The organism is Methylosinus sporium (assembly GCF_003113265.1).
Taxonomy (GTDB): Bacteria; Pseudomonadota; Alphaproteobacteria; order Rhizobiales; family Beijerinckiaceae; genus Methylosinus; species Methylosinus sporium.
In genome coordinates this window covers 114,527-140,186 of record NZ_PUIV01000004.1, presented here as the reverse complement: position 1 = coordinate 140,186, position 25,660 = coordinate 114,527, and the positions used below count along the sequence as shown (strand labels likewise).

At 62.4% G+C, this 25,660-nt stretch carries 21 protein-coding genes; 13 read left to right on the top strand and 8 right to left on the bottom strand.

Annotation, left to right across the window (positions count from 1 at the left end):
• Positions 1-23: 23 nt before the first annotated feature.
• Together C5689_RS04755 and C5689_RS04750 are read right to left on the bottom strand one after the other, a co-directional pair.
• Positions 24-689 (bottom strand): hypothetical protein, encoded by a 666-nt coding sequence (locus C5689_RS04755; RefSeq protein ID WP_108916121.1) that lies wholly within the window; start codon positions 687-689, stop codon positions 24-26.
• A 102-nt stretch (positions 690-791) separates the two neighbouring features.
• Complete coding sequence (locus tag C5689_RS04750; RefSeq protein WP_108916120.1) at positions 792-2,195, bottom strand: cation diffusion facilitator family transporter; 1,404 nt, start codon at positions 2,193-2,195, stop codon at positions 792-794.
• Positions 2,196-2,385: 190 nt separating this feature from the next.
• On the opposite strand from C5689_RS04750, the gene C5689_RS04745 reads away from it, so the two are divergent.
• Positions 2,386-2,949 carry a TlpA family protein disulfide reductase gene (locus tag C5689_RS04745; RefSeq protein WP_244594589.1) on the top strand — a complete coding sequence of 188 codons (564 nt, stop codon included), beginning with the start codon at positions 2,386-2,388 and terminating at the stop codon, positions 2,947-2,949.
• 3 nt (positions 2,950-2,952) lie between these two features.
• Here C5689_RS04745 and C5689_RS04740 read toward each other — a convergent pair whose 3' ends face one another.
• Together C5689_RS04740 and C5689_RS04735 are read right to left on the bottom strand one after the other, a co-directional pair.
• Positions 2,953-3,531, bottom strand: a complete 579-nt coding sequence (locus C5689_RS04740; RefSeq protein WP_108916118.1) for a cob(I)yrinic acid a,c-diamide adenosyltransferase — start codon at positions 3,529-3,531, stop codon at positions 2,953-2,955.
• Positions 3,532-3,542: 11 nt separating this feature from the next.
• Positions 3,543-3,734, bottom strand: a complete 192-nt coding sequence (locus C5689_RS04735; protein WP_174800232.1) for a twin transmembrane helix small protein — start codon at positions 3,732-3,734, stop codon at positions 3,543-3,545.
• Positions 3,735-4,104: 370 nt separating this feature from the next.
• On the opposite strand from C5689_RS04735, the gene C5689_RS04730 reads away from it, so the two are divergent.
• Positions 4,105-5,769 carry a hypothetical protein gene (locus C5689_RS04730; protein WP_146188321.1) on the top strand — a complete coding sequence of 555 codons (1,665 nt, stop codon included), beginning with the start codon at positions 4,105-4,107 and terminating at the stop codon, positions 5,767-5,769.
• 80 nt (positions 5,770-5,849) lie between these two features.
• On the opposite strand, the gene C5689_RS04725 is transcribed toward C5689_RS04730, so the two are convergent.
• From C5689_RS04725 to C5689_RS04710, 4 genes are read right to left on the bottom strand one after another with little or no spacing between them, the layout of a single operon-like run.
• The gene (locus C5689_RS04725) at positions 5,850-6,260 is read right to left on the bottom strand and encodes a GtrA family protein (protein WP_158271758.1); all 411 of its coding nucleotides are present in this window, start codon (positions 6,258-6,260) and stop codon (positions 5,850-5,852) included.
• 33 nt (positions 6,261-6,293) lie between these two features.
• A complete protein-coding gene (locus C5689_RS04720) occupies positions 6,294-7,043 on the bottom strand; it encodes an SDR family NAD(P)-dependent oxidoreductase (RefSeq protein ID WP_108916115.1) in 750 nt (249 codons plus the stop codon).
• Positions 7,040-8,371, bottom strand: coding sequence for an FAD-binding oxidoreductase (locus tag C5689_RS04715; protein ID WP_167398683.1), 1,332 nt, complete (start codon positions 8,369-8,371; stop codon positions 7,040-7,042). The genes C5689_RS04720 and C5689_RS04715 overlap by 4 nt, the downstream gene beginning before the upstream one ends.
• A gap of 17 nt (positions 8,372-8,388) precedes the next feature.
• The gene (locus tag C5689_RS04710; RefSeq protein WP_108916113.1) at positions 8,389-9,888 is read right to left on the bottom strand and encodes a UbiA family prenyltransferase; all 1,500 of its coding nucleotides are present in this window, start codon (positions 9,886-9,888) and stop codon (positions 8,389-8,391) included.
• A 767-nt stretch (positions 9,889-10,655) separates the two neighbouring features.
• Between C5689_RS04710 and C5689_RS04700 the strand changes: the two genes are divergently transcribed.
• Genes C5689_RS04700 through C5689_RS04650 form a run of 11 tightly spaced genes read left to right on the top strand, consistent with a single transcriptional unit; the run spans position 10,656 to position 25,627 of the window.
• Positions 10,656-12,008 carry a nucleotide sugar dehydrogenase gene (locus tag C5689_RS04700; protein WP_108916111.1) on the top strand — a complete coding sequence of 451 codons (1,353 nt, stop codon included), beginning with the start codon at positions 10,656-10,658 and terminating at the stop codon, positions 12,006-12,008.
• Positions 12,009-12,024: 16 nt separating this feature from the next.
• Positions 12,025-13,887 carry an asparagine synthase (glutamine-hydrolyzing) gene (gene asnB, locus C5689_RS04695; RefSeq protein WP_108916110.1) on the top strand — a complete coding sequence of 621 codons (1,863 nt, stop codon included), beginning with the start codon at positions 12,025-12,027 and terminating at the stop codon, positions 13,885-13,887.
• On the top strand, positions 13,887-15,047 hold the full coding sequence (wecB, locus tag C5689_RS04690; RefSeq protein ID WP_108916109.1) for a non-hydrolyzing UDP-N-acetylglucosamine 2-epimerase: 1,161 nt from the start codon (positions 13,887-13,889) through the stop codon (positions 15,045-15,047). Before asnB ends, wecB begins: the two co-directional genes overlap by 1 nt.
• Before the next feature lie 8 nt (positions 15,048-15,055).
• Entirely contained in the window at positions 15,056-16,348 is a 1,293-nt protein-coding gene (locus tag C5689_RS04685; protein WP_244594588.1) for a glycosyltransferase family 4 protein, read from the top strand.
• Positions 16,345-18,030: a heparinase II/III family protein gene (locus tag C5689_RS19065; RefSeq protein ID WP_108916108.1), complete on the top strand. Its 1,686-nt coding sequence runs from the start codon at positions 16,345-16,347 to the stop codon at positions 18,028-18,030. The genes C5689_RS04685 and C5689_RS19065 overlap by 4 nt, the downstream gene beginning before the upstream one ends.
• 17 nt (positions 18,031-18,047) lie before the next feature.
• Positions 18,048-20,168, top strand: coding sequence for a bi-domain-containing oxidoreductase (locus C5689_RS04675; protein ID WP_108916107.1), 2,121 nt, complete (start codon positions 18,048-18,050; stop codon positions 20,166-20,168).
• On the top strand, positions 20,165-21,130 hold the full coding sequence (locus C5689_RS04670) for a glycosyltransferase family 2 protein (RefSeq protein WP_108916106.1): 966 nt from the start codon (positions 20,165-20,167) through the stop codon (positions 21,128-21,130). The genes C5689_RS04675 and C5689_RS04670 overlap by 4 nt, the downstream gene beginning before the upstream one ends.
• Positions 21,131-21,155: 25 nt before the next feature.
• Positions 21,156-22,034: a class I SAM-dependent methyltransferase gene (locus tag C5689_RS04665; protein WP_158271757.1), complete on the top strand. Its 879-nt coding sequence runs from the start codon at positions 21,156-21,158 to the stop codon at positions 22,032-22,034.
• Positions 22,035-22,050: 16 nt separating this feature from the next.
• Positions 22,051-22,851 (top strand): aldo/keto reductase, encoded by an 801-nt coding sequence (locus tag C5689_RS04660; protein WP_108916105.1) that lies wholly within the window; start codon positions 22,051-22,053, stop codon positions 22,849-22,851.
• Entirely contained in the window at positions 22,848-24,392 is a 1,545-nt protein-coding gene (locus tag C5689_RS04655; protein WP_108916104.1) for a GMC oxidoreductase, read from the top strand. The genes C5689_RS04660 and C5689_RS04655 overlap by 4 nt, the downstream gene beginning before the upstream one ends.
• A gap of 41 nt (positions 24,393-24,433) precedes the next feature.
• Positions 24,434-25,627: a glycosyltransferase gene (locus C5689_RS04650; protein ID WP_158271756.1), complete on the top strand. Its 1,194-nt coding sequence runs from the start codon at positions 24,434-24,436 to the stop codon at positions 25,625-25,627.
• The last annotated feature ends 33 nt before the right edge of the window (positions 25,628-25,660 follow it).

Genomic DNA, 25,660 nt, shown 5'->3' with positions numbered 1-25,660 from the left:
TCTTGATCGTCGAACGAAACGGATCAGCGGGCGGCCAGCGCGAGAGCGCCGGCGTTGGCCAGATAATCCGCGCGGTCTCGTTCCGCATTCTCGGTGTCGTTGCTGGCGACCGGCGCATAGCCCTCATAGCCGAGGTCGTTCTGCACGGAGACGAGGTGGCGCACATAGAGCGCGCGGAACTGCTCGGGCGTCGAAGAGGCGTGGGCCTGCGCGAGCACGAGCAGCGCGCGCCGCACGCGCAGCGCCGCCTTCACATCGGGCTGCGCGGCGCCGGGAACGGAATTGTAATAATAATTCGTGTCGATCTGATTGGCGCGAATATAATTCTTGAACGGCGTGATCGGCACGGAATGCGGATATTTCGTGCTCGTGTACCACAGAAGATCGAGGCCGTTGGGCAGGCCGTCGGCGAAAGCGTCGATATATTGATCCCAGGTGCCGTTGAAATTGCTGCAGAACAGCAGATAGTCATTGGCGAGATTTTGCTTGCCCTGGCCGAGATCGGGCCATTGGTCGCGCTTGACGATGGCCCAGCGCGCGAAATGAATGAAGGAGAGGCCGAGCAATCCGCCGAGAGAGGTGGGAATCGATCGGGAAATCATGAAGCTGAAACGATTGAACCATGTCCGCCAGGGTTTCATCGGCGTAATGACGTTCATTCCATAGGCTTTGCCCGTGACATTCGACATGATCGCGGCCTCGAAAAAATATTCGATTATTTCCGGCTACGGATAGCCGCATTTTTTCCAAAAGACAATATGCGAAGCGCGGCGCAAATCGCTCCGGCGCGCTCAAGAATGGTCGTTTATTTCCGCATGTCCCGCAATTCGCAGGATGTTCGGAAATTCGTTGCGCATGGCGCGCTCCACTTCGTCGACGGCCGCGTGCGTGGCGTCGACGGAGAGCTGCGGATCGACGCAGCAATGATAATTGACGACCAGCCCCTCCGCCGTCTCGCGTGCGCGGACATCGTGGACGTCGCTGACTTTTCCGCCGCGCGCGGCATGACGCGCGAGGGCGTCGGCGATCGCGCGCTGCGTCTGCGGCTCGGCATCCTGGCCGGCGAGCAATTGCGGCTCGGAAGGCTCGATATGCGTTTCGATTTCGATCGATTCGCCGAATTCCTCGCGAATCGCCTGCTCGAGATCGCAGGCGATCTGATGCGCGCGCCCATGCGACATGCCGCCGTCGAGCTCCATATCCAGCGTGATGGAGAGGCGTTCGCCCACCGTTTGCGCGATGATGTGATGCACCTGAATGCGGCGGCGCGCGGCGACGAGCAGGATGCGCTCGATTACGGTCTCGTCGTCGAGCGCGATCGGACGTGTGGCGAGCGCGATCTGCGCGCTGGGAATGGCGCGCAGAATCGCGGAATTGGCGTCCTCCTTTATGCGCGCCGCGCGCTCCAGGGGCAGCGTGCGCGCGACGCCGATGACCGCCTCGCCCATCACTTTCGGCCCGGCGGTGCGCAGGCGCAGGCTCTCCACCGCTATGACGCCGGGCGTGGCGCGCAGAATTTCCTGAATTTGCGGCACCAGCTCCTGCGGCGCGGCGTCGAGCAGCGTCGCCACCGTGCGGCGGCCGAGCCTGTAGCCGGCGATAGCGATGAAGGCGGCGACCCCGATCGCGGCCAGCGCATCGCCCTGGGCGAAGCCGGCGCGCGTCGCGGCGAGGCCGAGAATGACCAGAGCCGAGGAGACGAGATCGCTCGCAAAATGCAGGGCGTCGGCGGCGAGCGCGTCGCTCTGCGTCTCTTCGGCCACGGCGCGAAGGCCCCGGGCGCGCACGAAATCGATGACGATAGAGAAGAAGAGCACGGCGAAGATCGGCCAGCCGGCGTCGATCTCGACTTCCGGCTCGCCGAGCCGTCGCGCCGCCTGGCCGGCGACGACCAGCGCGAGGCCGAAGAGCAGCCCGGTCTCGATCAGCGCAGCGAGCGATTCGACCTTGCCATGGCCATAATGGTGCCGCTCGTCCGCCGGCTTCTCGGCCTGGCGCACGGCGACATAGGTGAGCACTGTGGCGGCGACGTCGGCGGCCGAATGGCCGGCCTCCGAAATCAGCGCCAGCGAGCCCGAGGCGAGGCCGGCCACGAGCTTGGCGAGCGTCAGCGCGGCGCTGGCGGCGATCGAGGCTTTTGCGGCCGCGGCCTTGCGGGCGGCCGGGTCGTTGGCTGTATGGGTCGTGTCGGACATGGGGGGCGGATCGGTTGGTCGGCGCGCCGCCGCGCCGCTGATCCCAGACTTAACAACACAGTGCGACGGGCGCAAATCGACGGTCGGCGGCCCTTTTCCGCGTCGTGGTCGCCGCGCCGTCTCGGGCTCGCATCTCTTTGCGATTTCCGCTATGTGGTGGAAAAGAGCGGCAGAAACAGGAGTGTCAGACATGCGCGCGAGGATGAGACGGGCGCTGTTCGCCGCCGCCGCCTGCGCCACGGCGCAAGTCGGTTGGCCGCAAGTCGGCTGGTCGCAGGCCACCGCGCCGCAAATCGCAACCGGCGAGGCCGTCTCGGGGCAGGCGGTCTCGAAGCCGGAGATCGCGCCTTTCGCGCGCGGCTCTTTCGACGCCATCCGCAAGGCCCACGCCGGCCGGCCACTCATCGTGCATTTCTGGTCGGTGACCTGTTCCATCTGTGTCGCCGAGCTCGCCGATTGGGCGAAGCTCGCCCGGGAGACGTCGGGCGTGGATTTCGTCTTCGTCAATGCCGATCCGGAGAGCGACCGCCATCGCGCCTTGTCCCGCATGGAGAAGGCGGGGCTGCGGCAGGCCGCCAATTTCGCTTTCGCCGATCGTTTCGTGGAGCGGCTCTATTTCGAGGTGGATCAGGCCTGGGCGGGCGAATTGCCCTTCACCGCGCTGGTCGCCGCCAATGGCCGACTGGTCACGGAGATCGGCGCGCTTTCCGATCTGAAGCTCGCGAGCTGGCTCGCGGACAAGGCCGAGCGCTGAGCTTCAGCGCGTCGCGCCCGGCGTCCACAGCACATCGCCCGCGTCCTTATTGGCGTAGCGCGCCGCGACGAAGAGGAAATCGGAGAGGCGGTTGACATAGCGTAGCGCCGTCTCGCCGACGGATTCGTCCGGGGCGTTGGCGAGCGCCACCATTATCCGCTCGGCGCGGCGGCTCACCGTGCGGGCGAGGTGGAGATGCGCGGCCGCCGCCGTTCCGCCCGGCAGCACGAAAGATTTGAGCGGCGCGAGCGGGGCGTTCAGCGCGTCGATCTCGCGCTCCAGCCGATCGACCTGCGATTGCACGATGGCGAGGCTGTGCTCGGGCAAAGTCTCGCCGGGCGCGACCGGCGTCGCCAACTCGGCGCCGAGATCGAAGAGGTCGTTCTGAATGCGCGCCAGCATGGCGTCGAGGGCCGCATCTTCGCCCGTGGCGAGGCGGGCGAGGCCGACGGCGGCGTTGGTCTCGTCCACGGCGCCATAGGCCTCGACGCGCAGATCGTCCTTGCGGCGGCGCTGGCCGCCGATGAGCGAGGTGGCGCCGGCGTCGCCGCCGCGTGTGTAGATTTTGTCGAGGCGGACCATCGGCGGCTCCTCTAATGACGGAAGGCGAGGATCGTCAGGATCAGCAGCAGCGCGCAAAATTGCAAGCCCACGCGCCAGCGCATCAGCTTTTGCGAGAGATTGCCGTCGCCCCCGCGCAGCACATTGCCGAGGCCGAGCAGCACGACGATCGCGACGGCGGCGACCGCGCCCATGACGGCGATATTGGACCAGCTGGACATCATGGGGCCCGCGCCCTCCCGGATGCGCTCTGTTGCGCTTTCATGACTAATGGAGCGCAGGGCGATGAGCAAGCGGGGAACGGCGCCCCTCGACGACGCCGCAGCTGCTCGCACTCCGGCTCCTCGACCGGCTCGCCCGGGCCTGCCGAGGAGCCGCGCGCCGCGTCTTGGCTCCCGCTTTTCGGCTCACGGGTAATAGTCCGCATTTCGGCGGAGCGGCCATCCGCGCGACATTGATCGGCCCAAAGAGCGAAGCTGATTTCTCCGCTGCGCTCCGAGCGCAATTCGTCTCTTCGGAATGGGCGAAGAGGACCATAATCCTTATTCGACGGGCCGGTTCATCGTCCGGCAATTCTTCAATTTGGAGAATGAGATGCTCGTGTCTTTTTACGAACGCTATTTCAGGGGGGAAGCCTATCTGATCGCTTTCGTGGCGGTCGTCGGATTGCTCCATCCTCTCTTGTATTGGTCCGTATTCTCCGGCGATGCGGAAATTCACCTCGTCTATGCGCGCAATCTCTTGCGCGGCCATCCGCTGGAATTCAATCTGGATCAGCCCAACAGCGGCGAAACCTCCATGGGGTTCATGCTGATCGACGCTCTGGCCATGTGGGTCGTCGGCGCCGCCATGACTCCGCTCGCCGTGAAAATCATTTGCCTCGCGGGCCTCTATGCGACTGCCGGCGTCACCTTTCTCGTCGCCGGGCGAATTGGTCTGCGCCGCCCCTGGCGCGAGCTCGCGGCGCTCCTCACTCTGTGGCTGCCGGGCAGCGTCTACAATGGCATGAGCGGCACCGAGAATGCGGTGTTCGCCGCCTTCGCCTGCGCCTATTTTTATCTCACGCTCCTATTTCGCTGGTACGATGAGAGACAGGGGCCGACGCTCCGCCAGGACGCGATCGCGGGCCTGCTTGCCGGCGCGCTCTTCTGGCTGCGCCCGGAAGCGCTTCCGCTGCTGCTCATTCTCGTGACCGTGCGGCTCGCGGGAGCCCATTGGTTCGGGAGGCGCATGGTTCGGGAGCTCGCCCAGCTCGGCGTTTTCCTCGGCGTCTTCGGCGCCGCCATCCTCGCCTATATCGCGATCTTCGTGCATTTCTCGCATGAATTGCCCTATGGCGCCGGACAGGCGCGTCGGGTGATGTCGTCGCATCTGGAAAGCGCCTGGATCGGCAAAGTCCCGGTCAACATCAAAGTCCTGGTTCGGATCGCCGCCTATTTCAGCATTGTCGTCCCCGCGCTCGCGGTCGTCGGATGGGCGCTGTTTCGCAATTCGTCCGACCGGAGCGAGCGCCTGACGATCATAGCGCTGGCCGCGGCCTTCTTCGGGTTTCTCGCCGCCTATCTGTTCAATGTGCTGCCGTCGTTTCATTTCGCGCGCTACACGATCTTCATATGGCCGTTCGGAATGCTCGCGGCGGCGCTCGGATTGCAGGCCGTCGCGCAGTCGCATTGGCCGCGGCGCGGGCTCGCCATGGGCATGATCGCGACATCGAGCCTCGGCTTTGTCGGAGTCGCCGTCTATGAGCTCGGCCTGCGGCGCGACGTCTCGCGCAATGCCGACAGCCTCTATTCGGTCCAGGCGGCGCCCGAGCGGCGCGAAGCCAATTCCGCCAAGCTCGCGCAGTCGCTCGGGCTCGCGGTCGGAGCGCGGGCGACGCTCGGCCTGCAGGAAGTGGATACACGTTATGAGCTGACGGATAATTTCGAAGTTCGCTCTCTCGACGGCATCACCGATTCTCGCCTGCTCCGCTATCTTTGCGACGGCTGGGTCGATCATGACGGCTATGTGATCGATACGAAGGTCGATTATCTGCTGGAATTCCCGAGCCTCGACCGCGCGCGATCCGTCTGGTCGATCGCCGATCTCGCGGAGCTCGCGGTCGGGGAGTCGGTGGCGCGCCCGGGCGTCACCTACACGAAGATCCGGCCGAGGATCGTGAAAGTTCAGCGAACCGTCGATCGCTCCTCCTCGCGTCCCGGCGGCGCGTGCTCAACCAGCCGGACCACAGAGCTGACCTCGAGTCATGGGACGCAATAAAGGTCCGCTCGCGCATTCGCTCCGCGAGCTTTGCCTGCGCGCGGAGCATGATGTGATGGTGTTTAGCGGAGGCTGCGGCTTCAGGCCGCTCTGAAGGTCAGGAGTCTGTGCCCGAAATAGCTCGAGAGCGTTGGGACGCCGATCGCGACGCCGTGTCCGATCGGCTCGGCCAGCGCGCCGGCGAAATGGAGGGCAGGAAACACATAATAGACGAGCGCCATGGAGACCGCCCACACTTGAGCGACGCCCGCCAGATTGACGAGAACGAAAAACTTCACCTGCCGCTCCAGCGGCTGAGGCGAGGCCGGGAAGACGAAACGACGAAACAGCGCAAAGGCGACGACCATGCCGATCATATAGGCGATGGCGATGGCGAGCGGAAAGCTCACGATCCGCTCCAGCGCAAAGCGCGAAAGCCAATTCGCCAGAGCGGCGCAGCCGCCGAGCGCGATAAAGCAGGCGAATTGCCGCGCGTTCGCATCGGCTCTCATGTCGCTGTCGCTTTGCGTCGTCATGGACGAACCTCAAATATCGAGCTTGTTGAAAACCGGGGCTGGAAGATGCCGAATCGCCAGCATGATCCAGCGCCAGAAGGCCGGCGCATAGACAGTGGGGCCGCCTCTCTCCGCCGCTCGCGCGATGACCCGCGCGATCGTGTCGGGATCGGCCCATAGCAAGCCCTTCTTCGCGACGCCGGCCGTCATGGGCGTATCGACGAAGCCGGGCTTGACGACGACCGCGCGCGCTCCGACAGGCGCGAGCTTGTGCGCTATCCCCTCGACGAGCCGCGCGAGTCCGCCCTTGCTGGCGCCGTAGACGAAATTCGATCGGCGCCCGCGGTCGCCGGCGACCGAGCCGATGACGAGAAGAACGCCGGAGCGCTGCCGCTCCAAAATGGCGCTGGCCGCGAGGCACCAGGCGGCGGCGCTGCAAAAATTCGTCTGCATCAGCTCGGCCGCCGCAGCTGGCTCCGTCTCCAAGCGCTTCGGCTCGCCGAGCAGTCCATAGGCGAGCAGCATGACGTCGAGACCGCCGAGGGCTTTCAGCATGGCGGCGAGTTCCGCGCCCGCATCGGCCGTCGCGCAATCGAGGACCAGCGGATGCGCCTGCGCTGCGCCTAAAAGTCTCAAATGATCCGCTATCGCGTCGAGCCGAGATTTTTCGCGGCCGACGAGAATGAAGCGCGCTCCTTCGCGCGCCCAGATCCGCGCCGTCGCTTCGGCGATCGCTGAGGCGGCGCCCAGAATTACGATACGCTTGCCCGCTCGAGTCATGAGCTCACCCTTCGCCAGAAATCCGAGCTCATGGCGGGATCCCTGTGGACGACGAATTCCCGCCATCGGGGAAACGAATGTCGGAACATTTTTCCCGTCATCCGACCATCCTTGGCCGGGTAGAGCGCGCCGCGCGCCTCTTCGACGATCGCGTCGAGCCGCGACATCAGGCGCAATGTGTCCATTCCACGATTGGGGAAATCGAGCGCCAGCGTCACGCCCGCCCGCGGGAAGGACAGAAGGCCTGGTGACGCCAGCTCGCCGAAAGTCTTGAGAACGGCGAGGAAGGAGGCCTGGCCCGAACGCGTGATCTCGTCGAGCAGGATAGCGATGGCCTCGCGGGCCTCGCTTCTCGGAATGACGCATTGATATTGGAACATTCCGCGCCGTCCATAGAGCCTGTTCCAGCCGCGGAGCGCGTCGAGCGGGTAGAAATAGCTCGCATAATGCTGTCGCCTCAGTCCTCTGCGGGCGCAGCTCTTTCTGTAGTAGAGCTCGTTGAAGCCGGCGATGGCGAGCCGATCGAGAAGGAAGACCGGCGCATCGCATGGAATGCTTTTCCAGGTGCGATCGTCATGGGCGTCCAGCGCATCGTCGGCGCGCCAATTCGCACGGGAGAAGAGGCCGCGACCGAATTTCGTCCCGCGAGACACGCAATCGATCCAGGCGACCGTGTGTTCGAAATTTTCGGCGCTCTGCTCGGCGAGCGCCCAGAATTCGGCGAGGCAGCGATAGGGGATGGTTTCCACATCGAGATAGGCGCTCGCGATCCGCTCGAGCCGGAGCTCGGCCCATTCGATGATTCCGGTCAAGCCCAGGCCGCCGATCGTCGCCGCGAACAGGTCCGGCTCGGCGGTCGGCGAGAGGATGCGCCGAGCGCCGTCGCTGCGCAATAGCCCGATCGATTCGATGTGTCGTCCGAATGATCCGGCCGCATGGTGATTCTTGCCATGCACGTCATTGGCGACTGCGCCGCCCAATGTGACGAACCGCGTTCCGGGCGTCGTCGGCAGGAACCAGCCACGCGGCGCCGAGAAGGCCAGAATCTGCGAGAGCGATGCGCCGGCTTCGGCGCAGAGCGTTCCGGTTCTGTCATCGAAGGCGATCAATCGATCGAGGCCGCGCATGTCGATCAGCGCCCCGTCCGAATTGAGGCATGAATCTCCATAGGACCGACGCAGGCCCGACGCGAGACGGCTGCTCGCTTCGGCGTCGCCGATCAGACCATTCAGCTCGTCGCGGAACCGCGGACGCGCCACATGCTGCGAATGATTCGACGTGCGCCCCCAGGACCGCACGCCATCGCGCTTCGCGAAATCAGAGGACATGGAATTGCTTCCCTTTGTCACCAGATCGCGGCGACGAAAATTGCGCCCATCGCAGCCGCATAGAGCAGGCTCACGCGATCCTTCAATGCGAACGCCACCGGATCGTCGTCGAGCTCGCCCCTGTGACACAGCAGCCAAACGCGCGCGAGCCACAGAAAGATGACGACCGCAAAGCCCCAGAGGAAATCCGGATGCTTGTAGAAGCCCTTGGGAAAGGCGTCTTCGACGAGGTAGATGACCATGACGAGGATCGTCGCCATCATGGCGCCGATTCCCGTCGCCAGCACGAAAGGCGCATCGCCGGCGCGATAGCCGCGGCCCGGCGTGCGCTCCTGCCCATGCGCCGCCATTCGCGTGATTTCCGTTTGCCGTTTGGCCAAGGACAGCGAAAGAAAGATGAACATCGAAAACACGAACAGCCATGGCGAGAAAGCCACATCGGCGACGACGACTCCGAGAGCGAGGCGCATGGTGAACAAGCAGGCGAGCAAAAAGACGTCGATGATCGGCTCGCGCTTCAAGCGGAACGAATAGGATAGGCTGACGACGAGATAGAGCGCGAGCAGGATGACCGACGCCGGGCCGGCGATCCACGCCAGTCCGAAAGCCGCTGCGCCGCAGGCCGCGATAAGTCCGATGCTCCAGACGATCGGCAGCTCTCCAGTGGCGAGCGGACGATTTTTCTTCGACCAATGCCGCCTGTCGTCGGCCAGATCGCAAAGATCGTTGAGCAGATAGGCGCCCGATGCGAGCAGGCCGAAGGCCAGGAAGGCCTCGAATGCGAAGATCCAAGCGCCGATGTCGAGGGCTTTTCCGCCGAGTATGAGCGGAATGAAGACCAGCGCGTTCTTCGCCCATTGGTGCAGTCGCAGACCGCGCCGGATTCCCTTCAGGCCGAGCGCGCGCCTCGGGAAGGAGGCCACGATCTCCGTCACCTCGCGCGCCTTCTCGACGATGCGCGGCGAAGCTCCCGCGAACACCGCCGCCGAAGCATGTCGCCAGACATGGATGTCCGGAAAGGAATCGCCAGCGTAGACGAAGCCGTTCGGGTAGAGCTGCGTCAATGCATCGGCTTTCGCGCGTCCTCTCATATTGATCCGCCCGTCGGAAGAGACGACTTTGCAAATGAAGGGAAAACGCCTCGCGACCTTTTCGGCGATCGCATGATCGGCGGCTGTCGCCAGCACGATCGGTCGCCCAAATCGCGCTTCACGCTCCGCGAAGGTTCGAAGCGCGGGGTTGCAAGGAAAGCCGGCGACATCGTCATCGGTGACGATCGCCGCCAATTTCTCTTTGACGACGGCGCGCCCCTTCAATGTCCATGCGGGAACCCGCCACGCCTGCCACCACTTTCGCTTGATGAGCAGCAGCAGCGCTTCGTGAAGCGTGTCGGTGGTGACGAGAGTGCCGTCGAGATCGATGACCAGAGGCACGCTGAGATCATGACGCAGGGCGGGAATGTCGAGGCTTTCCATTTCGATGGCCGCGTCCGCCGCAACTGCCGATGCTTGCGCCATTTCGTCTCTCCTGCACGAAATTGGACATGAAATTCATCGAAACGATCGTTCACGATCCAATCTGCGCCGGCGTCTCGAAACGACGTCCGACGCCGGCGCCGCGCATTCGATCTCATCCACCGGCCGAGGCCGCGATCGCCTCCGCCTGCGTGCGCCGAACGCCGCGTCGCCACGAATTAATAAGCGATTTCGCGATTGCGCCCACCGAGTAATTTTCCTAACGAGCGCCTAACGCCGATGTGCAGTATCTTCTTCAATGAAGACGATGAGCGGAGCCCCTATTATTCCGCTGAGCTTTATCGATAGCATATATTTTCCACAATTGTTCGTTTCCCTTCGAGGATACGGAGTTACGACAATCACATCTGCTGATCATCGCTCTCGCTTTGATCGCGAAGCCGCCTCGCGCGTAAGGGAGGCATCGCTGGAGTTCGACATCGATCGCGCTCCGACGCTCTCTGCGCGAACCGCGGCCGGTCGAAATCGATGAAGCGGCAGAATCGACCGATGAATAATTTCTATCGCAGACCGACGAATCCCGGTCGCCCGACGGCTTCTCTCTTCGGCGACGCACGATCATAGGGCGTGCGATCGCCGCGCAACGGCGCCGAATCGGCGGCGCGACGACGAAGGTCGACGCTCGGGGATGTGATTCACCCGAAGTGCGGTAGCGTGGCGGATCGAAAATTTCTCGACCGGCCAGCCCCTGCGCCAAATGTCCTTACGCACGCGAAATGCCTATCGAAACGCTCCTACAGGACGGAACGATGCTCAATACGACATTGCAACGCGCTCCCATTCAGATTCTCGAAGACAAATTGCGACACAAGCAGGCGGTGATCGGAGTGATCGGGCTCGGCTATGTCGGCCTTCCGATCTGTATCGCCGCCGCTGAGGCGGGCTCGATGGTGCTGGGTTTCGACGTCGATCCGGCCAAGCCCGACGCATTGGTCCGCGGCAAAAGCTATCTCAAGCATATTCCCGACGACCGCATTCGATCGCTGCTGAGCGAGAACCGATTCGATGCGACGACCAATTTCGATCGCTTGTCGGAGCCGGACGCATTGCTGATCTGCGTGCCGACGCCGCTCGACGCGCATCTCGATCCCGATCTCTCATTCGTTGTGGCGACAGGCGAGCAAATCGCGCCCCGGCTTCGTCGCGGCCAGATCGTGATCCTCGAGTCGACCACCTATCCGGGCACGACCTTCGAAGTGTTGCGACCCATTCTGGAGACGAGCGGCCTCGTCTGCGATCGCGACTTCTACCTCGCCTTTTCCCCCGAGCGGGAAGATCCCGGCAATCTCGAATTCTCGACGTCGCGCATTCCTAAAGTGATCGGCGCGGATAGCGCCGACGCATCCAACCTCGCCGCCATTCTCTACGATCAATTCGTCCCGCGAACGGTGGTCGTGTCGTCGAGCGCGACGGCCGAGGCGGTCAAGCTCACCGAAAACATCTTCCGCGCCGTCAATATCGCGCTCGTCAACGAGCTGAAGCTCGTTTACGGCGCGATGGGCGTCGACGTCTGGGAAGTCATCGAAGCCGCAAAATCGAAGCCATTCGGCTACATGCCTTTCTATCCGGGGCCCGGTCTCGGCGGGCATTGCATCCCGATCGATCCGTTCTACCTGACCTGGAAAGCGCGTGAATATGGCGTCGCGACGAAGTTCATCGAACTCGCGGGGCAGATCAATTCGAGTATGCCGCAGCATATCGTCAACGAGCTGGCGGGTGCGTTGGATCGTGCATCTGGTCGCGGCTTGAGCCGGTCACGGATATTGGTCGCGGGCGTCGCCTACAAGAAGAACGTCGACGACACACGCGAGAGCCCTGCGCTTCGAATGATCGAATTGCTCGAGGCGCGCGGCGCGCAGGTGCGGTTCTACGATCCTTTCGTGAGCGTCCTTCCGGACTCACGCGAGCACAAATCGCTATCTGGCCGGCGCTCTGAGATCTGGGATCCGGTTCGACTCGTCGATTATGACGCGGTTCTCATCGCAACAGATCACGACGACGTGGACTATGCCGCTCTCGCGTCGAACGCAAAGCTGATTGTCGATACGCGCAACGCTTGCCGGCGCGCGGGCGTGACCAGCTCGAATGTCGTTCTGGCCTGACGAGAATCATTCTCCTATGTGCGGCGTCAACGGCATTTACGCTTACGCGGCGAGCGCCGGCCCGATCGATCCGGAAGCGCTCGTTCGCACCCGGGACCATATGGCCGAACGTGGGCCGGACGGGGCCGGCGAGTGGATCTCCGGCGACCAGCGCGTCGGCTTGGGTCATCGTCGCTTGTCGATCATAGATCTCTCGCCCGCCGGAGCGCAGCCGATGCCGAGCGCGGACGGGAGGCTCGTCGTCACCTTCAATGGCGAAATCTACAATCATCTCGAGTTGCGCGACAGGCTCGAGAAAAAGGGCCGTCGGTTCGTCAGCCGATCGGATACGGAGGTGCTGCTGCATCTCTATGCCGAAATGGGCGAAGCGATGGTCCGCGAGCTTCGGGGCATGTTCGCCTTCGCTCTATGGGACTCGGAGCGCGGCGTGCTTCTGCTCGCGCGAGATCCTTACGGGATCAAGCCGCTCTATTATGCGGACGACGGGAAAATGTTTCAGTTCGCATCGAGCGTCAAAGCGCTGGTCGCCGGCGGTCTGACGTCGCGTGTTCCCGATCCTGCGGGCGTGATCGGCTTCTATGTGTTCGGCAGCGTGCCGGAGCCATTCACCGTCTACCGCGCGATCAGCGCTGTTCCCGCCGGGACGACGATCATTGTCGGACGCGATGGTGTGAAGGAGCCGCGGCGCTACGCTTCGATCGCTCGCATTCTTCGGGACGCCGAGGATGAGGCGCTCAAAGCGAGCGACGAAGAATGCGACGAATGGTTTCGGGAAGCGCTTCTCGACAGCGTCCGGCATCACCTCGTCGCAGATGTCCCGGTGGGCGCCTTCCTGTCGGCCGGAGTCGACTCCGGGGCGCTGCTCGGTCTGATGCGCGATCTCGGTCAGACGCAAATCAAGACGATCACTCTCGAGTTCGATGAATTCGTAGGCGGGGCGAGCGACGAAGCCCCCGCTGCAGAGCGGCTCGCGAGGCGATACGGCGCCGATCATACGAAAAGGCGGATCGGCGCCGCCGAATTCAAGCGCGATCTTCCGCAGATCATCGCAGCGATGGATCAGCCGAGCGTCGATGGAATCAACTGCTGGTTCGTCGCGAAAGCGGCGCATGAGCTCGGACTGAAAGTGGCGGTCTCCGGCGTCGGGGGCGACGAGCTGCTCGGCGGCTATAGCACCTTCCATAGGGTGCCGCATTGCGTCAAATGGTTCGGCCTCGCCGCGCGCATCGCCGGGAAGGGGACGGCTTTCGCGCGTCTCGTGGAAACGGCGCGCAGATCTGGCGTGCGTCTGCATCCGAAGGCGATCGGCCTCCTGGCATACGGCGGCAGCGCGGCCGGAGCCTATTTGCTCTCTCGTGGTCTGTTTCTTCCGACAGAGCTCGACAGCGAGATCGCCGACGTGGACTTTTTGCGCGAGGGGCTCGTGCGGCTGGATCCGCTCGCGCATGTCGCCGCGGCGCTCGAGGATGGGCCGACATCGTCGTTCGGCGAGGTCGCGACGCTCGAGTCGAGCTTCTATCTCCGCAATCAGTTGCTGCGCGACGCGGATTGGGCCGGCATGGCGCACTCTTTGGAGATACGCACGCCATTGGTGGACTGCAGGCTTTTGCGGCGCGTCGCGCCGTTGCTCGGGCGTCGCCATCGGCCGAACGGAAAGTCGCTGCTCGCGAATGCGCCAAGTCGGGCGCTGCCGGAAGAAATCGTGAACCGACCGAAAACGGGCTTCGGAATTCCGGTCCATGCGTGGATGTGCGAAGCCTCGGCAGGGAACGATCCTTTGAAATTCGCCGCGGAGAGTGGCGTTCCCTGGAGCCGGGTCTGGGCGCGATGCGTTTCGTCGATGCATGCGTCGACGCCGATCGAATTGACGGAGCGATAATGTCGGATCCGCGAGCGCGAACCATCTGCTGCATCGTCGGAGCGCGGCCGAATTTCGTGAAAATCGCGCCGATCATGCGCGCGCTGACGGACTGCGACAGACTCACTCCTCAACTCATTCACACCGGGCAGCATTACGACGTCGCCATGAATTCGATTTTCTTCGACGAGCTCGAGATTCCACGGCCGGATATCAATCTCGAGGTGGGCTCCGGCACGGGGACCGAGCAGACGGCGCGCATCATGCTGGGGCTCGAGCCAATCCTATCGACGCGCCCGCCCGATATGGCGATTGTCGTCGGCGACGTGAATTCGACGCTGGCGGCGGCTCTCGTCGCCGCCAAGCTCGGCATTCCGCTCGCACATGTCGAGGCAGGGCTGCGCAGCGGAGATCGCTCGATGCCGGAGGAAGTCAATCGTCTCGTCGTCGACAGGCTTTCCGATTTGCTGTTCACGAGCGAGCAGTCCGCAATCGACAATCTGATTTCCGAAGGCGTCTCGCCTCGGCGCATCGTCTTCGTCGGCAATGTAATGATCGACACTCTGCGTGCCTGCTCGACGAGAGCGGCTCCCGTGCGTTCGACGCTGTCGGGAGCGGGAGCGGACCCCGCGCTGAGCGAGCAGGCGGCGGCGCTCGGATTCGCCTTTGTGACCCTTCATCGTCCCTCCAATGTGGACGACCCCGAAAGGCTCGAATCACTGTTGAACGCATTGGCGCGCATAGCGCGGAAGATCACGCTCGTTTTCGCGTTGCATCCTCGCACCAGGGCGATGATCGAGAGCGCGGGGCTCGATGCGCTGCTGCTGACGTCCTCCATCATCGTCACGCCGCCGCTCAGCTATCTTCGTGCGATTGGATTGATGAAGGAGGCGCGTTTCGTGATCACGGACAGCGGCGGCGTCCAGGAGGAGACCACAGCGCTCGGGATTCCCTGTCTGACGGTGCGCGACAGCACCGAGCGTCCCGTCACGGTCCAGCAGGGAACGAATATTCTGGTGGGAACATCCATCGAGGCGCTCGCGAGCGCGGTCGACGATACGCTCGCGGGCGGCGGAAAGAGGGGACAGATTCCGCCGATGTGGGACGGCAAGGCGGCGGAACGAATTGTTGCGGCGATCGATGCTCATCTCGGCGGTAGACACGCTCTATTGCCGGCGTGAATGGCATATTGCGAGATCACGACGTGCGCATCATGTTCTTCACCCATTACTATCCCCCGGAAGTTAATGCGCCGGCGTCCCGGACCGCGGAACATGCGCGCGTTTGGGCCCGCAGCGGACACGATGTCGTCGTGGTCACATGCGCCCCCAACCATCCGGAGGGCCGACTTTATCCTGGCCACAGGAACGCGCTCTATCAGAGCGAGACGGTCGATGGGGTGCGCGTCGTCCGAGTGTGGACCTGCATCGCAGCCAATGAAGGCGTCATGCTGCGCACGATCAATTATCTCTCCTATGCGGCGTCGGCCAGCTTGGCGATGTTCTGGCTCGGGCGCCCCGATGTCGTCGTCACGACATCCCCGCAATTCTTTTGTGGTCTGATCGGCCTGGTGGCGCAGACTTTCAAACGCACGCCCTGGGTGCTCGAGATCAGAGATTTGTGGCCGGAGAGCATCGTCGCTGTCGGGGCGATACGCAAAGGCGTCGTCGTGCGTTGTCTGGAGTGGCTGGAGCGGATCGCTTATCGTCGCGCAGACCGGATCGTTTCCGTGACCGAGTCCTTCGTCTCGCACATTTCGTCGCGATGTGGGACTCCCGAAAAGATATCGGTGATCAAGAATGGCGCCGATCTCACGCGCTTCACGCCTTCGGAGGGAGCAAGCGACGTCAAGCGACGCCTCGGGCTCCAAAACTGCTTCGTGGCCGCCTATGTCGGGACGCATGGGATGGCGCATGGTTTGGAAACCGTGCTGGATGCGGCCGAAATCCTTCGAGATCGCCCGCAGATCGCGTTTCTCCTGGTCGGCGACGGAGCGGCGCGGCGCCATTTGCAGAAGATCAGGGACGAGAAGCAATTGAGCAATGTCGTAATGCTCGGGCAGCAGCCCAAGGAGGCGATGCCGGGGGTTTGGGAGGCCATTGATGCGAGCCTCATCGTTCTTCGTCGAGACGATCTGTTCAGGACCGTGTTGCCATCCAAAATGTTCGAGGCCATGGCGATGCGTCGACCTATCATTCTCGGAGTGGAAGGCGAAGCCTGCACGCTTCTGGAGGAGGCTGGCGCTGGAGTCGCGATCACTCCAGAGAGCCCCGAGGAACTGGCGGCGGCCGTGATGCGGCTCTCGCAGGATCGTGAATTGGCGAAGCGGCTCGGCGCCGCCGGCTATGCGCATGTGCGACGGCACTTCGATCGCGCCGAGTTGGCCGCGAAATATATCGATGTGCTCAATGATGCGATCGCTACGGCTCGATCTGGCGCCCGGCGACGCCGCGTCGCGCTGGAAAGGATTGCGGATCGATGAAAGATGTCGGTCCCTTCCAGAAAATGACGCGCGCGATCGCCTTCGGACGACGCGTCCCTCTTCGCAAGCTGGTGAGTCGCATAGAAAGGGATCTACGGCGCCGGGCTCCAAGGAGGTCGCCAGCGCCCGTCGTCGTTCCGCCGCTCGCGGCGAGACCTCCACTCCCTCTGTTCGCTCCGAGGCATGGACGGCTCGAGCGCGTCGGCGACAAGTTTCTGCTCATATTTCTCGGGCAGTCGTTCGAGACGGGGCCGGAAGTCGATTGGCGCTGGCGGCGTGAAGACTCCGCCAGTCAGCTCTGGCGGATGAATCTGCACTATATGGAATATCTCGAGGAGGTCGATGACGCGCTCTTCACAGATTTGGCGCGCCAGTGGATCGGCGGCAATCTCGGAGACGAACCCGAGTGCTGGAAGGACAGCTGGAACAGCTATTCTCTTTCGTTGCGGGTCGTCGTCTGGATGCAACAGCTCGCCGCCCGGCGCCTCTGCCTCTCCGAAGCCGCGGCGCCGTTGATCACATCTTTGGCGAGCCAAATTTGCCATCTCGAGAAGAATCTCGAAACGGACCTCGGCGGCAATCACCTCGTGAAGAATATCAAGGCGCTGATCTGGGCCTCTGCATTTTTCGCGGGTCCGATGGCCGACCGCTGGCGTGCGCTTGGGACGCGTTTGCTGATCGACGAATTGGCGCGGCAAATCCCACTCGACGGCGTACATTATGAACGCTCGCCATCCTATCATTGTCAGGTCTTCGCTGATGTTCTCGAGTGCCGGCGCGCTCTCGGCGTGGGTCCATCGACCGGCCGAATCGACGAGGCGCTAGAACGAATGGCGCAGGCCACCGCCGATTTGGCGCATCCAGACGGCGGCGTCGCCTTGTTCAACGACGCCGGACTGTCCATGTCATATGAGCCCGGTGAATGTCTCGAGGTCTATGCGCGATTGTTCGGCAGCCGACCGACGCCGCAACGCGTTTTCGCCTATCCGCAGGCCGGCTACTTCGGCCTGCGCAATGGCGCGGATTATTTCGTCGCGGATTTCGGCCGCATCGGTCCGGATGATCTGCCGGCCCACGCCCATGGAGACATCGGCAGTTTCGAATGGTCGGTCGCAGGCGAGCGCATCTTCGTCGATCAAGGTGTCTTCGAATATGTCGCGGGCGAGAAACGCCGGCGCGCACGCTCGGCCGCCAATCACAACACTCTTTGTTTCGAGAACGCCGATCAGGCCGATTTTTTCAGCGCCTTTCGATGTGGCCGCCGACCTGATGTGAACGTGCGATTCTACGATAGGACAAAGGACCGCTTCGTCCTCGAGGGATCGCACAATGGCTTCGCGAACCTTCCCGCCGGCCCCATCCATGTCCGTCGTTTGTCGGTGAGGTCGAGCGAGGTCGTCATTCGTGATCGAATCGAGCCGTTCTCGAAACGAGCGGCGGCGCTCGGCTTTCTCCTGCATCCAGAGGCGCAGGCGGAAGTTGCTGACGATGGCGCGCGCATCAGGCGCGGCGGAATCGAGATTCTCATGAGCTGCGCGCAGAAAATCGAGATCGAAAGAGCGGTGTGGTGGCCCGACATGGGGTGCGAGCGCGAAACGAGGCGACTGCGCGTGCGACTCGGATCGGATCGTAGCGAAATTACGACCATTTTGCGCGTGTCGTCGCATTCGGTAGGCGCCTAGAAGCGAATGGAGATAGCGTGAAGCAAGTCGAGCAAAACTATCGAACCGGCGCGCTGAGAATCGCCGAAGTTCCTGCGCCACGCGCGCCGGAGGGTGGCGTCCTGGTGGCGACGCGCGTGTCATTGATAAGTTCCGGGACCGAGAAGCAGCTGATCGATCTCGCCAAGGCGTCGCTCGCCGGCAAGGCGATCGCTCGTCCCGATCTCGTGCGCCGCGTGCTTCACAATGTGCAGCGCGACGGCCTGCGACCGACGATCGAAAAAGTGTTCGCAAAGCTCGACACGCCGATTCCGCTCGGCTACAGCCTGGCCGGCGAGGTGATCGATATCGGACGTCGGGGCGGCGCACACGCCGTCGGTGATCGCATCGCCTGCGCAGGTGCGGGGTTCGCCAATCACGCCGAGATCAACGCTGTGCCGAAAAATCTGACGGCGGCGATCCCCGGCGCCGTCGACGACGAGGATGCGAGCTTCGTGACGCTCGGCGCCATCGCCTTGCAGGGCGTGCGGCTCGCTGCGCCGACGCTCGGCGAAAGGATCGTGGTCATCGGATTGGGGCTGCTCGGCCTGTTGACAGTGCAGTTGCTGAAGGCCAATGGTTGCCGTGTGCTGGGGTTCGATCCCAATGCGGACCGCGTGAAGCTCGCGGAGGAGCTGGGGGCAGACGTTGCTGTGCGTGACGGGCTGCGCGAGGCGGCGGGTGGTTTCACGAGCGGTTACGGCGCCGACGCGGTGATCCTCACCGCATCGAGCAAATCCAATGAGCCGATCAATGTCGCGGCGGAGATCAGTCGCCTGAAAGGTCGAATCGTCGTGGTCGGCATGGTGGGAATGACGATCGATCGCGAACCCTTCTACAAGCGCGAGCTCGAATTGAAATTGTCCTTGTCCTATGGTCCAGGGCGCCACGATCCGAGCTACGAGCAGAGCGGCGTCGATTATCCGCTCTCCTATGTGCGCTGGACAGAGCAGCGCAATATGGAAACATTTCTTGCCCTTGTCGCCGACGGAAAGGTCACGCCGAAGCGGCTCGTGACGCATCGTTTCGGCATCGAAGAGGCGGAAAAGGCCTATTCGCTGATGGGCAGCGGAGCGCCCCATCTCGCGATCCTGATTACATATCCCGAGCCGAAGGCGCGCCAGTTCGAGAGACGATTGCGGCTCGCGCCGCCTCCCCGCAAAGCGGCGAATGGCGTCGCCTTCATCGGCTTCGGCAATTACGCCAAAGGCGTGCTCGCGCCCGCCGTGCGCAAGGTCGGCAAGACGTCGCTGACCACGGTGGTCACGACGACCGGCGTGAGCGCAGGACATGCCGCTCAAAAGCACGGATTCGCCGTCGCGGCGACCGATCCGGCGGCGGCGTTGGACGATCCCGATACCGATACCGTTTTCATTGCGACCAGGCACGACACACATTCGCCATTGACGGCGGCCGGCCTTCGCGCCAGCAAGCATGTGTTTTGCGAAAAGCCACTCGCGATCGATGCGCCTGGGCTGGCCGATGTGCTCGCCGCGGCGGAGATTTCGTCGGGCGTGCTGACAGTCGGCTTCAATCGACGTTTCGCGCCGCTGCTACGGGATGCGAAATCCGCGTTGGAGCCGCGCACCGGACCTCTCGTGATGCTCTATCGAATCAACGCCGGCGTGATTCCTGGCGACAGCTGGATCCAGCGCGAGGAGGGGGGAGGGCGTATCGTCGGCGAAATCTGCCACTTCGTCGACGCGCTCACGTTTCTGTCGGGAAGTCTTCCGATCGAGGCGCAGGCGATCGCAGCGCGCGACCATGCCGACGCCGTTTCGATCCTCATTCGCTTCGCCGACGGCTCGACCGGCTCGATCATCTACACATCGATCGGCGATCCGGGCGTGGCGAAAGAATTTGTCGAGGCCTTCGCGGATGGCAGGGTTATTCAGCTCGACGATTTTCGACGGCTGACGGTGACCAACGGTGGAAAGAGCATCGTCACCAAGCGGGCGCAGGACAAAGGACAGCACGGACTCGTCGCCGCATTTCTCGAAGCGACGCGCGGCGATTGCGATCCGCCAATTCCGTTGGTGGAGCTCGTGGCCGTGACCGCGGCGACCTTTGCGATCGAGGACTCGTTGCGTATCGGCGCGCCTGTCGCGATCTCGGCATGAGCTGCGTTCAGGAGGCGCGAGACGGGCGCGGGTCATTTTCTCGCGGCGCGGGAAAGCTGTCCATTACAGCGATCATCCTTACCTTTGACGAGGAAGTCCATATCGAACGCTGCTTGACGCGGATCGCGCCTCTGGTCGAACGCATCATCGTGGTCGACAGCTTCTCCACCGATCGAACCGTCGCGATCGCGCGCGGGCTCGGCGCGGAGGTGGTTCAACGCGCGTTCAAGAATCAAGCGGAGCAGTTTCAATGGGCGCAATCGAGCTGCGTCATCGCCACGGAATGGGTGTTGCGGCTCGACGCCGACGAATATCTCGAGCCGGGGCTGATCGATACGCTTCGACATTGTCTCAGTGCGCTTCCCGACGATGTGACCGGTCTCGATCTGAAGCTCAAAGTCGTTTTTCGTAATCGCTGGATCCGATTCGGCGGCTATTATTCCACCTTGCTCACCCGCTTGTGGCGCTCCGGCGCGGGCTATTACGAGCAACGCTGGATGGATGAACGCGTCGTGTTGACTCGTGGGCGGTCCATTCGTGTGAAAGGCGGCGATCTCGTCGATCACAGCCTGAAGGACATTGATTGGTGGACAGACAAGCACAATCGATACGCGACAAGGCAGATGGTGGACTTCATAAATCGCGAGCATAGCCTGTTCGCGATCGACCACCGCGTCGACCGCAACGCTCACGCCCAGGCGCGTTGGAAGCGCTTCCTTCGCAACCGCGTCTTCGCCGGCGCGCCGCTCTATCTACGCAGCCTCTTGTATTTTTTCTATCGCTACATCCTGAGATTTGGCTTTCTCGACGGGCGCGAGGGCCTCTTGTTCCATGTTTTGCACGGACTTTGGTATTTTCTCCTGATCGACGCCAAGGTCGACGAAGCGCGCGGCTACATAAGCGAGAACGGAGTCGATGCATTTCGCGACCATCTTCGCCGACGCCACCGCATCGCGTTGTGAACGCGACGAGAGGATGGAGGATGCAATGGTGACGACCGAAGGATCCAGCGACGTGCGGTGCGAATTGAAGGCTCGCGTGCGAGATCATTGGGAATTGGAGACCTGCGGGACGCGATATGGCGAGGATCATGATCGGCTCGCATGGTTTCGGGAGATCGCAGAAAATCGTATCCGTCTCGAACCTTATATTTTGGATTTTGCGCGCTTCCCGGAGGCGGATGGCCGCCAGATTCTGGAGATAGGCGTCGGGGCGGGAACGGATTTCGAGCAGTGGTGTCGATATGCCGCCCATGCGACCGGCGTCGATCTGACGGAGGCGGCGATCGCGCTCACGGCGGAACATCTCCGGCTCGAGGGGATATCCGAAAGCCGATTCACTTTGAGAACGGCCGACGCCGAAGCTCTGCCGTTCGAAGATAAAACTTTCGACATCGTCTATTCTTGGGGAGTGTTGCATCACACGCCGAACACGGAGCGTGCTTATCGCGAAGCCTATCGCGTTCTGAAGCCGGGCGGCGTGATGCGGACCATGATCTATCACATTCCCTCCTGGACTGGAATCATGCTGTATGTCGCGCATGGCTTGTTGAAAGGACGCATCGCGCTCGGATTGCGTTCGGCGATTTTCAATCATTTGGAGAGCCCCGGCACGAAGGCTTATACATGCGCAGAAGGACGTAGGCTCGCCGCCGATGTGGGATTCGATTCCGTTGTCGTGACGACGCGCCTCGGTCCCGGCGATTTGTTGGAGATCAAGCCGAGCCGTCGCTATCGTGGATGGGCGGCGCGCCTCGCCTGGATGTTCTACCCGCGTCCGCTGGTCAGGCTGCTCGGGGATCGCTTCGGACTGTATCTCTTGATCGAGGGGCGCAGGCCCGCGAAAGGGGGAGGCTATACGACATGAATCGGCGACGCTCGATATGACGGCGTTCACGCCCGGCGCCGAGCGCTCGCCGCGGAATGATTTCGTGTTCGGCGCGGGAAGCCTTCATCGGATCTTTTCGAGCGCCGGCAGGCAGAGGCTGCTCGATCAGGCGTTCGAGCTCGGCTTTCGGGCGTTCGACGCCGCGCCGGCCTACGGCAATGGCCTGAACGAGCTCGAGCTCGGATACGCATTCGGCCGGCGACGATCGGAGGTCGAGCTCACGACAAAATTCGGCATCCCCGTCGAGCTCTATGGCGAACGCATGAGGGCGATGTTTTTTTTGATGCGGGCGAAGAGAAAATATTTGTCGCGCAGCTACGGCTCCGAATATGAGCGGCGTTGCTTTTCCGCGTCCGCGCTGCTCGAAAGCCTGCATGGATCGTTGCGCCGGCTGCGCTGCGATTACGTGGATCGTCTGATGATGCATGAGCCGCTGGAGCCTCTGCCATTGCGCATTTCCGTTGAATTGATCGATCTCGCGGAGCGCTTGAAGGTCGAGGGAAAGATTCGATCGTTCGGGGTCTGTGGAACATCTCGATCGATAAGAAATGTCCTCGATTCCATACCTTTCGATGTGGTCCAAGCGCCTATATGGGACATTGCCGATCTGCCGATCGAGGGTGCGGCGACCGTGGCTTACGGAGCGTATCGGGAGTTCTCGAATCGGGCGCCGAGCCGGGGTCGGGGCTTCGTCGACTTCGTGTCGTCTTTACGCGTCGAGCGCCCGAGACTCGAGATCATTCTTGCGTCGACCTCGCGCAAGACCTTGAACAGCTGGAAGGGTCTGTTCCCGTGAGCATACTCGACGTCGATGCGACGATCATTGGCGGCGGCCTGGTGGGCACGCTCGTCGCCAAACTGCTCGTAAGGCGTGGAATGCGTGTCGCGTTGATCGAGAAAGGGCCGGCTGCTCTCGCGGATCAACTCGAAGCTCGCCCGAATGTGCGTTGTTCCGCACGGCGACACGATGGCGTCTATAACGCACGCAATCATGTGCTCGGCGGAAATGGTCATTACTGGGGGGGAGGACTTGTCCGACCGCGGAATACGACGCTTCGCGCTGTCTTGGGAATGGCGCCGTCGGGAAATTCGACATCGGAAGATCTGGCGCCGTATTTCGATGCGGTGGAAGCCGATGTCGGCCTCGAAGAGTCGCCTCGGAACGATCGAGTTTTTGTTTCGGATGGCGCCATTGAAGATTGTTGGCTATCCGAGACCGTCGTTCTTCCGGGTCGAGTTCGAAATCTCGCGGCGAGCGCACTCGAATTTCTGCGCGGAACAAAGTCATGCACCATCATATGCGATTCCGAAATCATGCATTTCGATCAGGGCGGCCCACGCCGTAGATTGGGCGTTCTTTCTCGCGGAAAGCGGATCGACGTCTTGTGCGACGGGCTTTTCCTCTGCGCGGGAACGATCGACACCCTATTGCTCGTTCGACGCCTTGGCTCCGCATTGCATTCGAGTCGGATGCATTCGATAGGCGCGAATGTCCATGATCATATTTCAATGCCGATCGGCGAAGTGGCGATCGGCGAAAGCCGAGCGTTCCAGGAGTTCCTGTTTCCGACTTTCCGTGGGAATTGCATCGTGGGGAAGCGGCTCGAGCTCGAGAGCGCCGACGATTCTATGCGCGGCGTTCTGCATTTTCAGTTTCGGTTCGACGATTCGCCGCTCTACCGCCAGATCAAGCGCATTCTCGCTCTGCGCCAGCAGCGGGCCGGCTCGATCGAAATCCTGTGGGCTATGACAAAGGCTTCTCCTCACATATTCGAACTCTGTCGGATAGGCTATGTACGCTTCGTCAATAGCCGGCTTCATGTGAGCAGAAATGTTCCCGTCATCGCGACCCTCGACGTCGAGTCGACGTGTTGCGGCGACAACAAAGTCGAATTCGACGAATTCGGCGATGTCGTCATGAGCTGGGATGTCCGCCGGGATGACGAAGTCGCGTTCGAACGATTGTACGAGAGGGCGATGGCCGTGCTCCTCGAGCTCGCCGAGAAATACCGCGTGCAGATAAAGCCGCTCGGAGACATTTCGACATTCGAGGGGCGGCTCGATCATCTTCGTCGGGAGGCCACTGACGCTTACCATCTCGGCGGAGGGCTCGTGCTCGGAGAAGTGATCGATGATCGGCTTCGTTTGATCGGCGCCGAAAATGTCTATGTGATTTCTAGCGCTGTCTTCCAGCGCCCAGGCCTCGCTAATCCGACGATGTCGCTGATGGCGCTCGCGCATCGGTGTGTCGACGATCTATGCTTCGAACTCGGTCGAATGCCGAAATGCGAGCGCCGATCGCGAGCAGACCAGCCCCGCCGAGGGATTCCTTCATGATGCGGCATCGTGCGGGCGCTTCGGCGCCACAAACCGCAGCGATGAAGATCGAGGCTTCGCCTCGCGGCGTCGAGAAAACGCGGCCGGTCGTCTTGGCGCTGCTCGAAGTGCTGTGGCCGGGAAATGACGCGACAGGCCCAAATCAGAGCTTTCTGGAGCTCTGCCGAAGTCTCGGCGACGAATTCGTATTCAAGGCGGTGGCTCGCGATAGGCCATTCGGCTCGACGCTAGCCGTTGCTCCCGTCGGGGTGTGGTTCGAGCGAGAGTTCGCGAAGGTGCGATATTGCCCCGTCTCCGTATTCGGCGCGGCCGGCCTCGCGGAGATTTTGCGGACGACGAGTTACGACGTCCTGATGATGAATGGATTTTTTGATCGAGACTTTACCATTCCGGCGCTGACGCTTCGTCGCTTCGGTCGTGTTCCCCAGCGTCCGACGATTCTCTCACCGCGTGGCGAATTCTCCCGAGGCGCACTTGCGCTCAATTCCGGCCGCAAGCATTGCTACCTCGCGCTCGCTCGACGGCTCGGCCTTCTCGAAGACGTGTGGCTCCATGCGACCGGACCATGTGAGGCCGAGGACATCGCCCGCGCCTTTCCGCATGGGAGAGGAATTTTCGTCGCGCCGAATGTGCGGCGACCAACGCCTGCGCCAGCGATTCGGACGGTTGCCAAGCGCGAAGGGATGCTTCGCCTGGCGTTTCTCGGCCGAGTCGCGCGCGTCAAAAATCTCGACTATGCGCTTCGTGTATTGAGGAGTGTCGAGAGGCCCGTGTCTTTCGACATTTTCGGTCCCGTGCAAGACGGCGACTATCTCCAAGAGTGCCTGGCGATCGCCGCCGATTTGCCGGGACAGATCTCGGTCGCGTTCAAAGGCGAAATCCGTAACGAACTCGTTCCACAAGCGCTCGGCGATTGTGACCTGTTTTTTCTGCCGACGCGGGGCGAAAATTTCGGCCATGCCATTCTCGACGCTCTCCTCGCGGGTGTGCCTGTTCTCATCAGCGATCGGACGCCATTTCAGTCTCTCGAACTGAAAGGGGCCGGCTGGAGTCTTTCGCTCGATGCGCCAGAACGCTTCGCGGAAGCGATCGAAGCATTCGCTGCGATGAGCCCGGAGAAAGCCGCGGCGATGAGGGCGGCTGCGCGCGAGCTGGGGGAGCGATCGATCCTTGAGAGCGACTCTGTGGCGGCCAATCGTGCAATGCTCCATTCGGCTCTCGGCCATATGCGTTGACGATGACATCGATGGCGGCGCGATAGGCGCTGC

Coding starts and splice junctions, on each gene's coding strand:
- C5689_RS19065 (WP_108916108.1), top strand. CDS start 16,345: ATGAAAGATGTCGGTCCCTTCCAGAAAATGACGCGCGCGATCGCCTTC.
- asnB (WP_108916110.1), top strand. CDS start 12,025: ATGTGCGGCGTCAACGGCATTTACGCTTACGCGGCGAGCGCCGGCCCG.
- C5689_RS04665 (WP_158271757.1), top strand. CDS start 21,156: ATGGTGACGACCGAAGGATCCAGCGACGTGCGGTGCGAATTGAAGGCT.
- C5689_RS04725 (WP_158271758.1), bottom strand. CDS start 6,260: ATGAGAGCCGATGCGAACGCGCGGCAATTCGCCTGCTTTATCGCGCTC.
- C5689_RS04715 (WP_167398683.1), bottom strand. CDS start 8,371: ATGTCCTCTGATTTCGCGAAGCGCGATGGCGTGCGGTCCTGGGGGCGC.
- C5689_RS04700 (WP_108916111.1), top strand. CDS start 10,656: ATGCTCAATACGACATTGCAACGCGCTCCCATTCAGATTCTCGAAGAC.
- wecB (WP_108916109.1), top strand. CDS start 13,887: ATGTCGGATCCGCGAGCGCGAACCATCTGCTGCATCGTCGGAGCGCGG.
- C5689_RS04735 (WP_174800232.1), bottom strand. CDS start 3,734: ATGATGTCCAGCTGGTCCAATATCGCCGTCATGGGCGCGGTCGCCGCC.
- C5689_RS04660 (WP_108916105.1), top strand. CDS start 22,051: ATGACGGCGTTCACGCCCGGCGCCGAGCGCTCGCCGCGGAATGATTTC.
- C5689_RS04670 (WP_108916106.1), top strand. CDS start 20,165: ATGAGCTGCGTTCAGGAGGCGCGAGACGGGCGCGGGTCATTTTCTCGC.
- C5689_RS04720 (WP_108916115.1), bottom strand. CDS start 7,043: ATGACTCGAGCGGGCAAGCGTATCGTAATTCTGGGCGCCGCCTCAGCG.
- C5689_RS04745 (WP_244594589.1), top strand. CDS start 2,386: ATGCGCGCGAGGATGAGACGGGCGCTGTTCGCCGCCGCCGCCTGCGCC.
- C5689_RS04730 (WP_146188321.1), top strand. CDS start 4,105: ATGCTCGTGTCTTTTTACGAACGCTATTTCAGGGGGGAAGCCTATCTG.
- C5689_RS04750 (WP_108916120.1), bottom strand. CDS start 2,195: ATGTCCGACACGACCCATACAGCCAACGACCCGGCCGCCCGCAAGGCC.
- C5689_RS04650 (WP_158271756.1), top strand. CDS start 24,434: ATGAAGATCGAGGCTTCGCCTCGCGGCGTCGAGAAAACGCGGCCGGTC.
- C5689_RS04740 (WP_108916118.1), bottom strand. CDS start 3,531: ATGGTCCGCCTCGACAAAATCTACACACGCGGCGGCGACGCCGGCGCC.
- C5689_RS04710 (WP_108916113.1), bottom strand. CDS start 9,888: ATGGCGCAAGCATCGGCAGTTGCGGCGGACGCGGCCATCGAAATGGAA.
- C5689_RS04755 (WP_108916121.1), bottom strand. CDS start 689: ATGTCGAATGTCACGGGCAAAGCCTATGGAATGAACGTCATTACGCCG.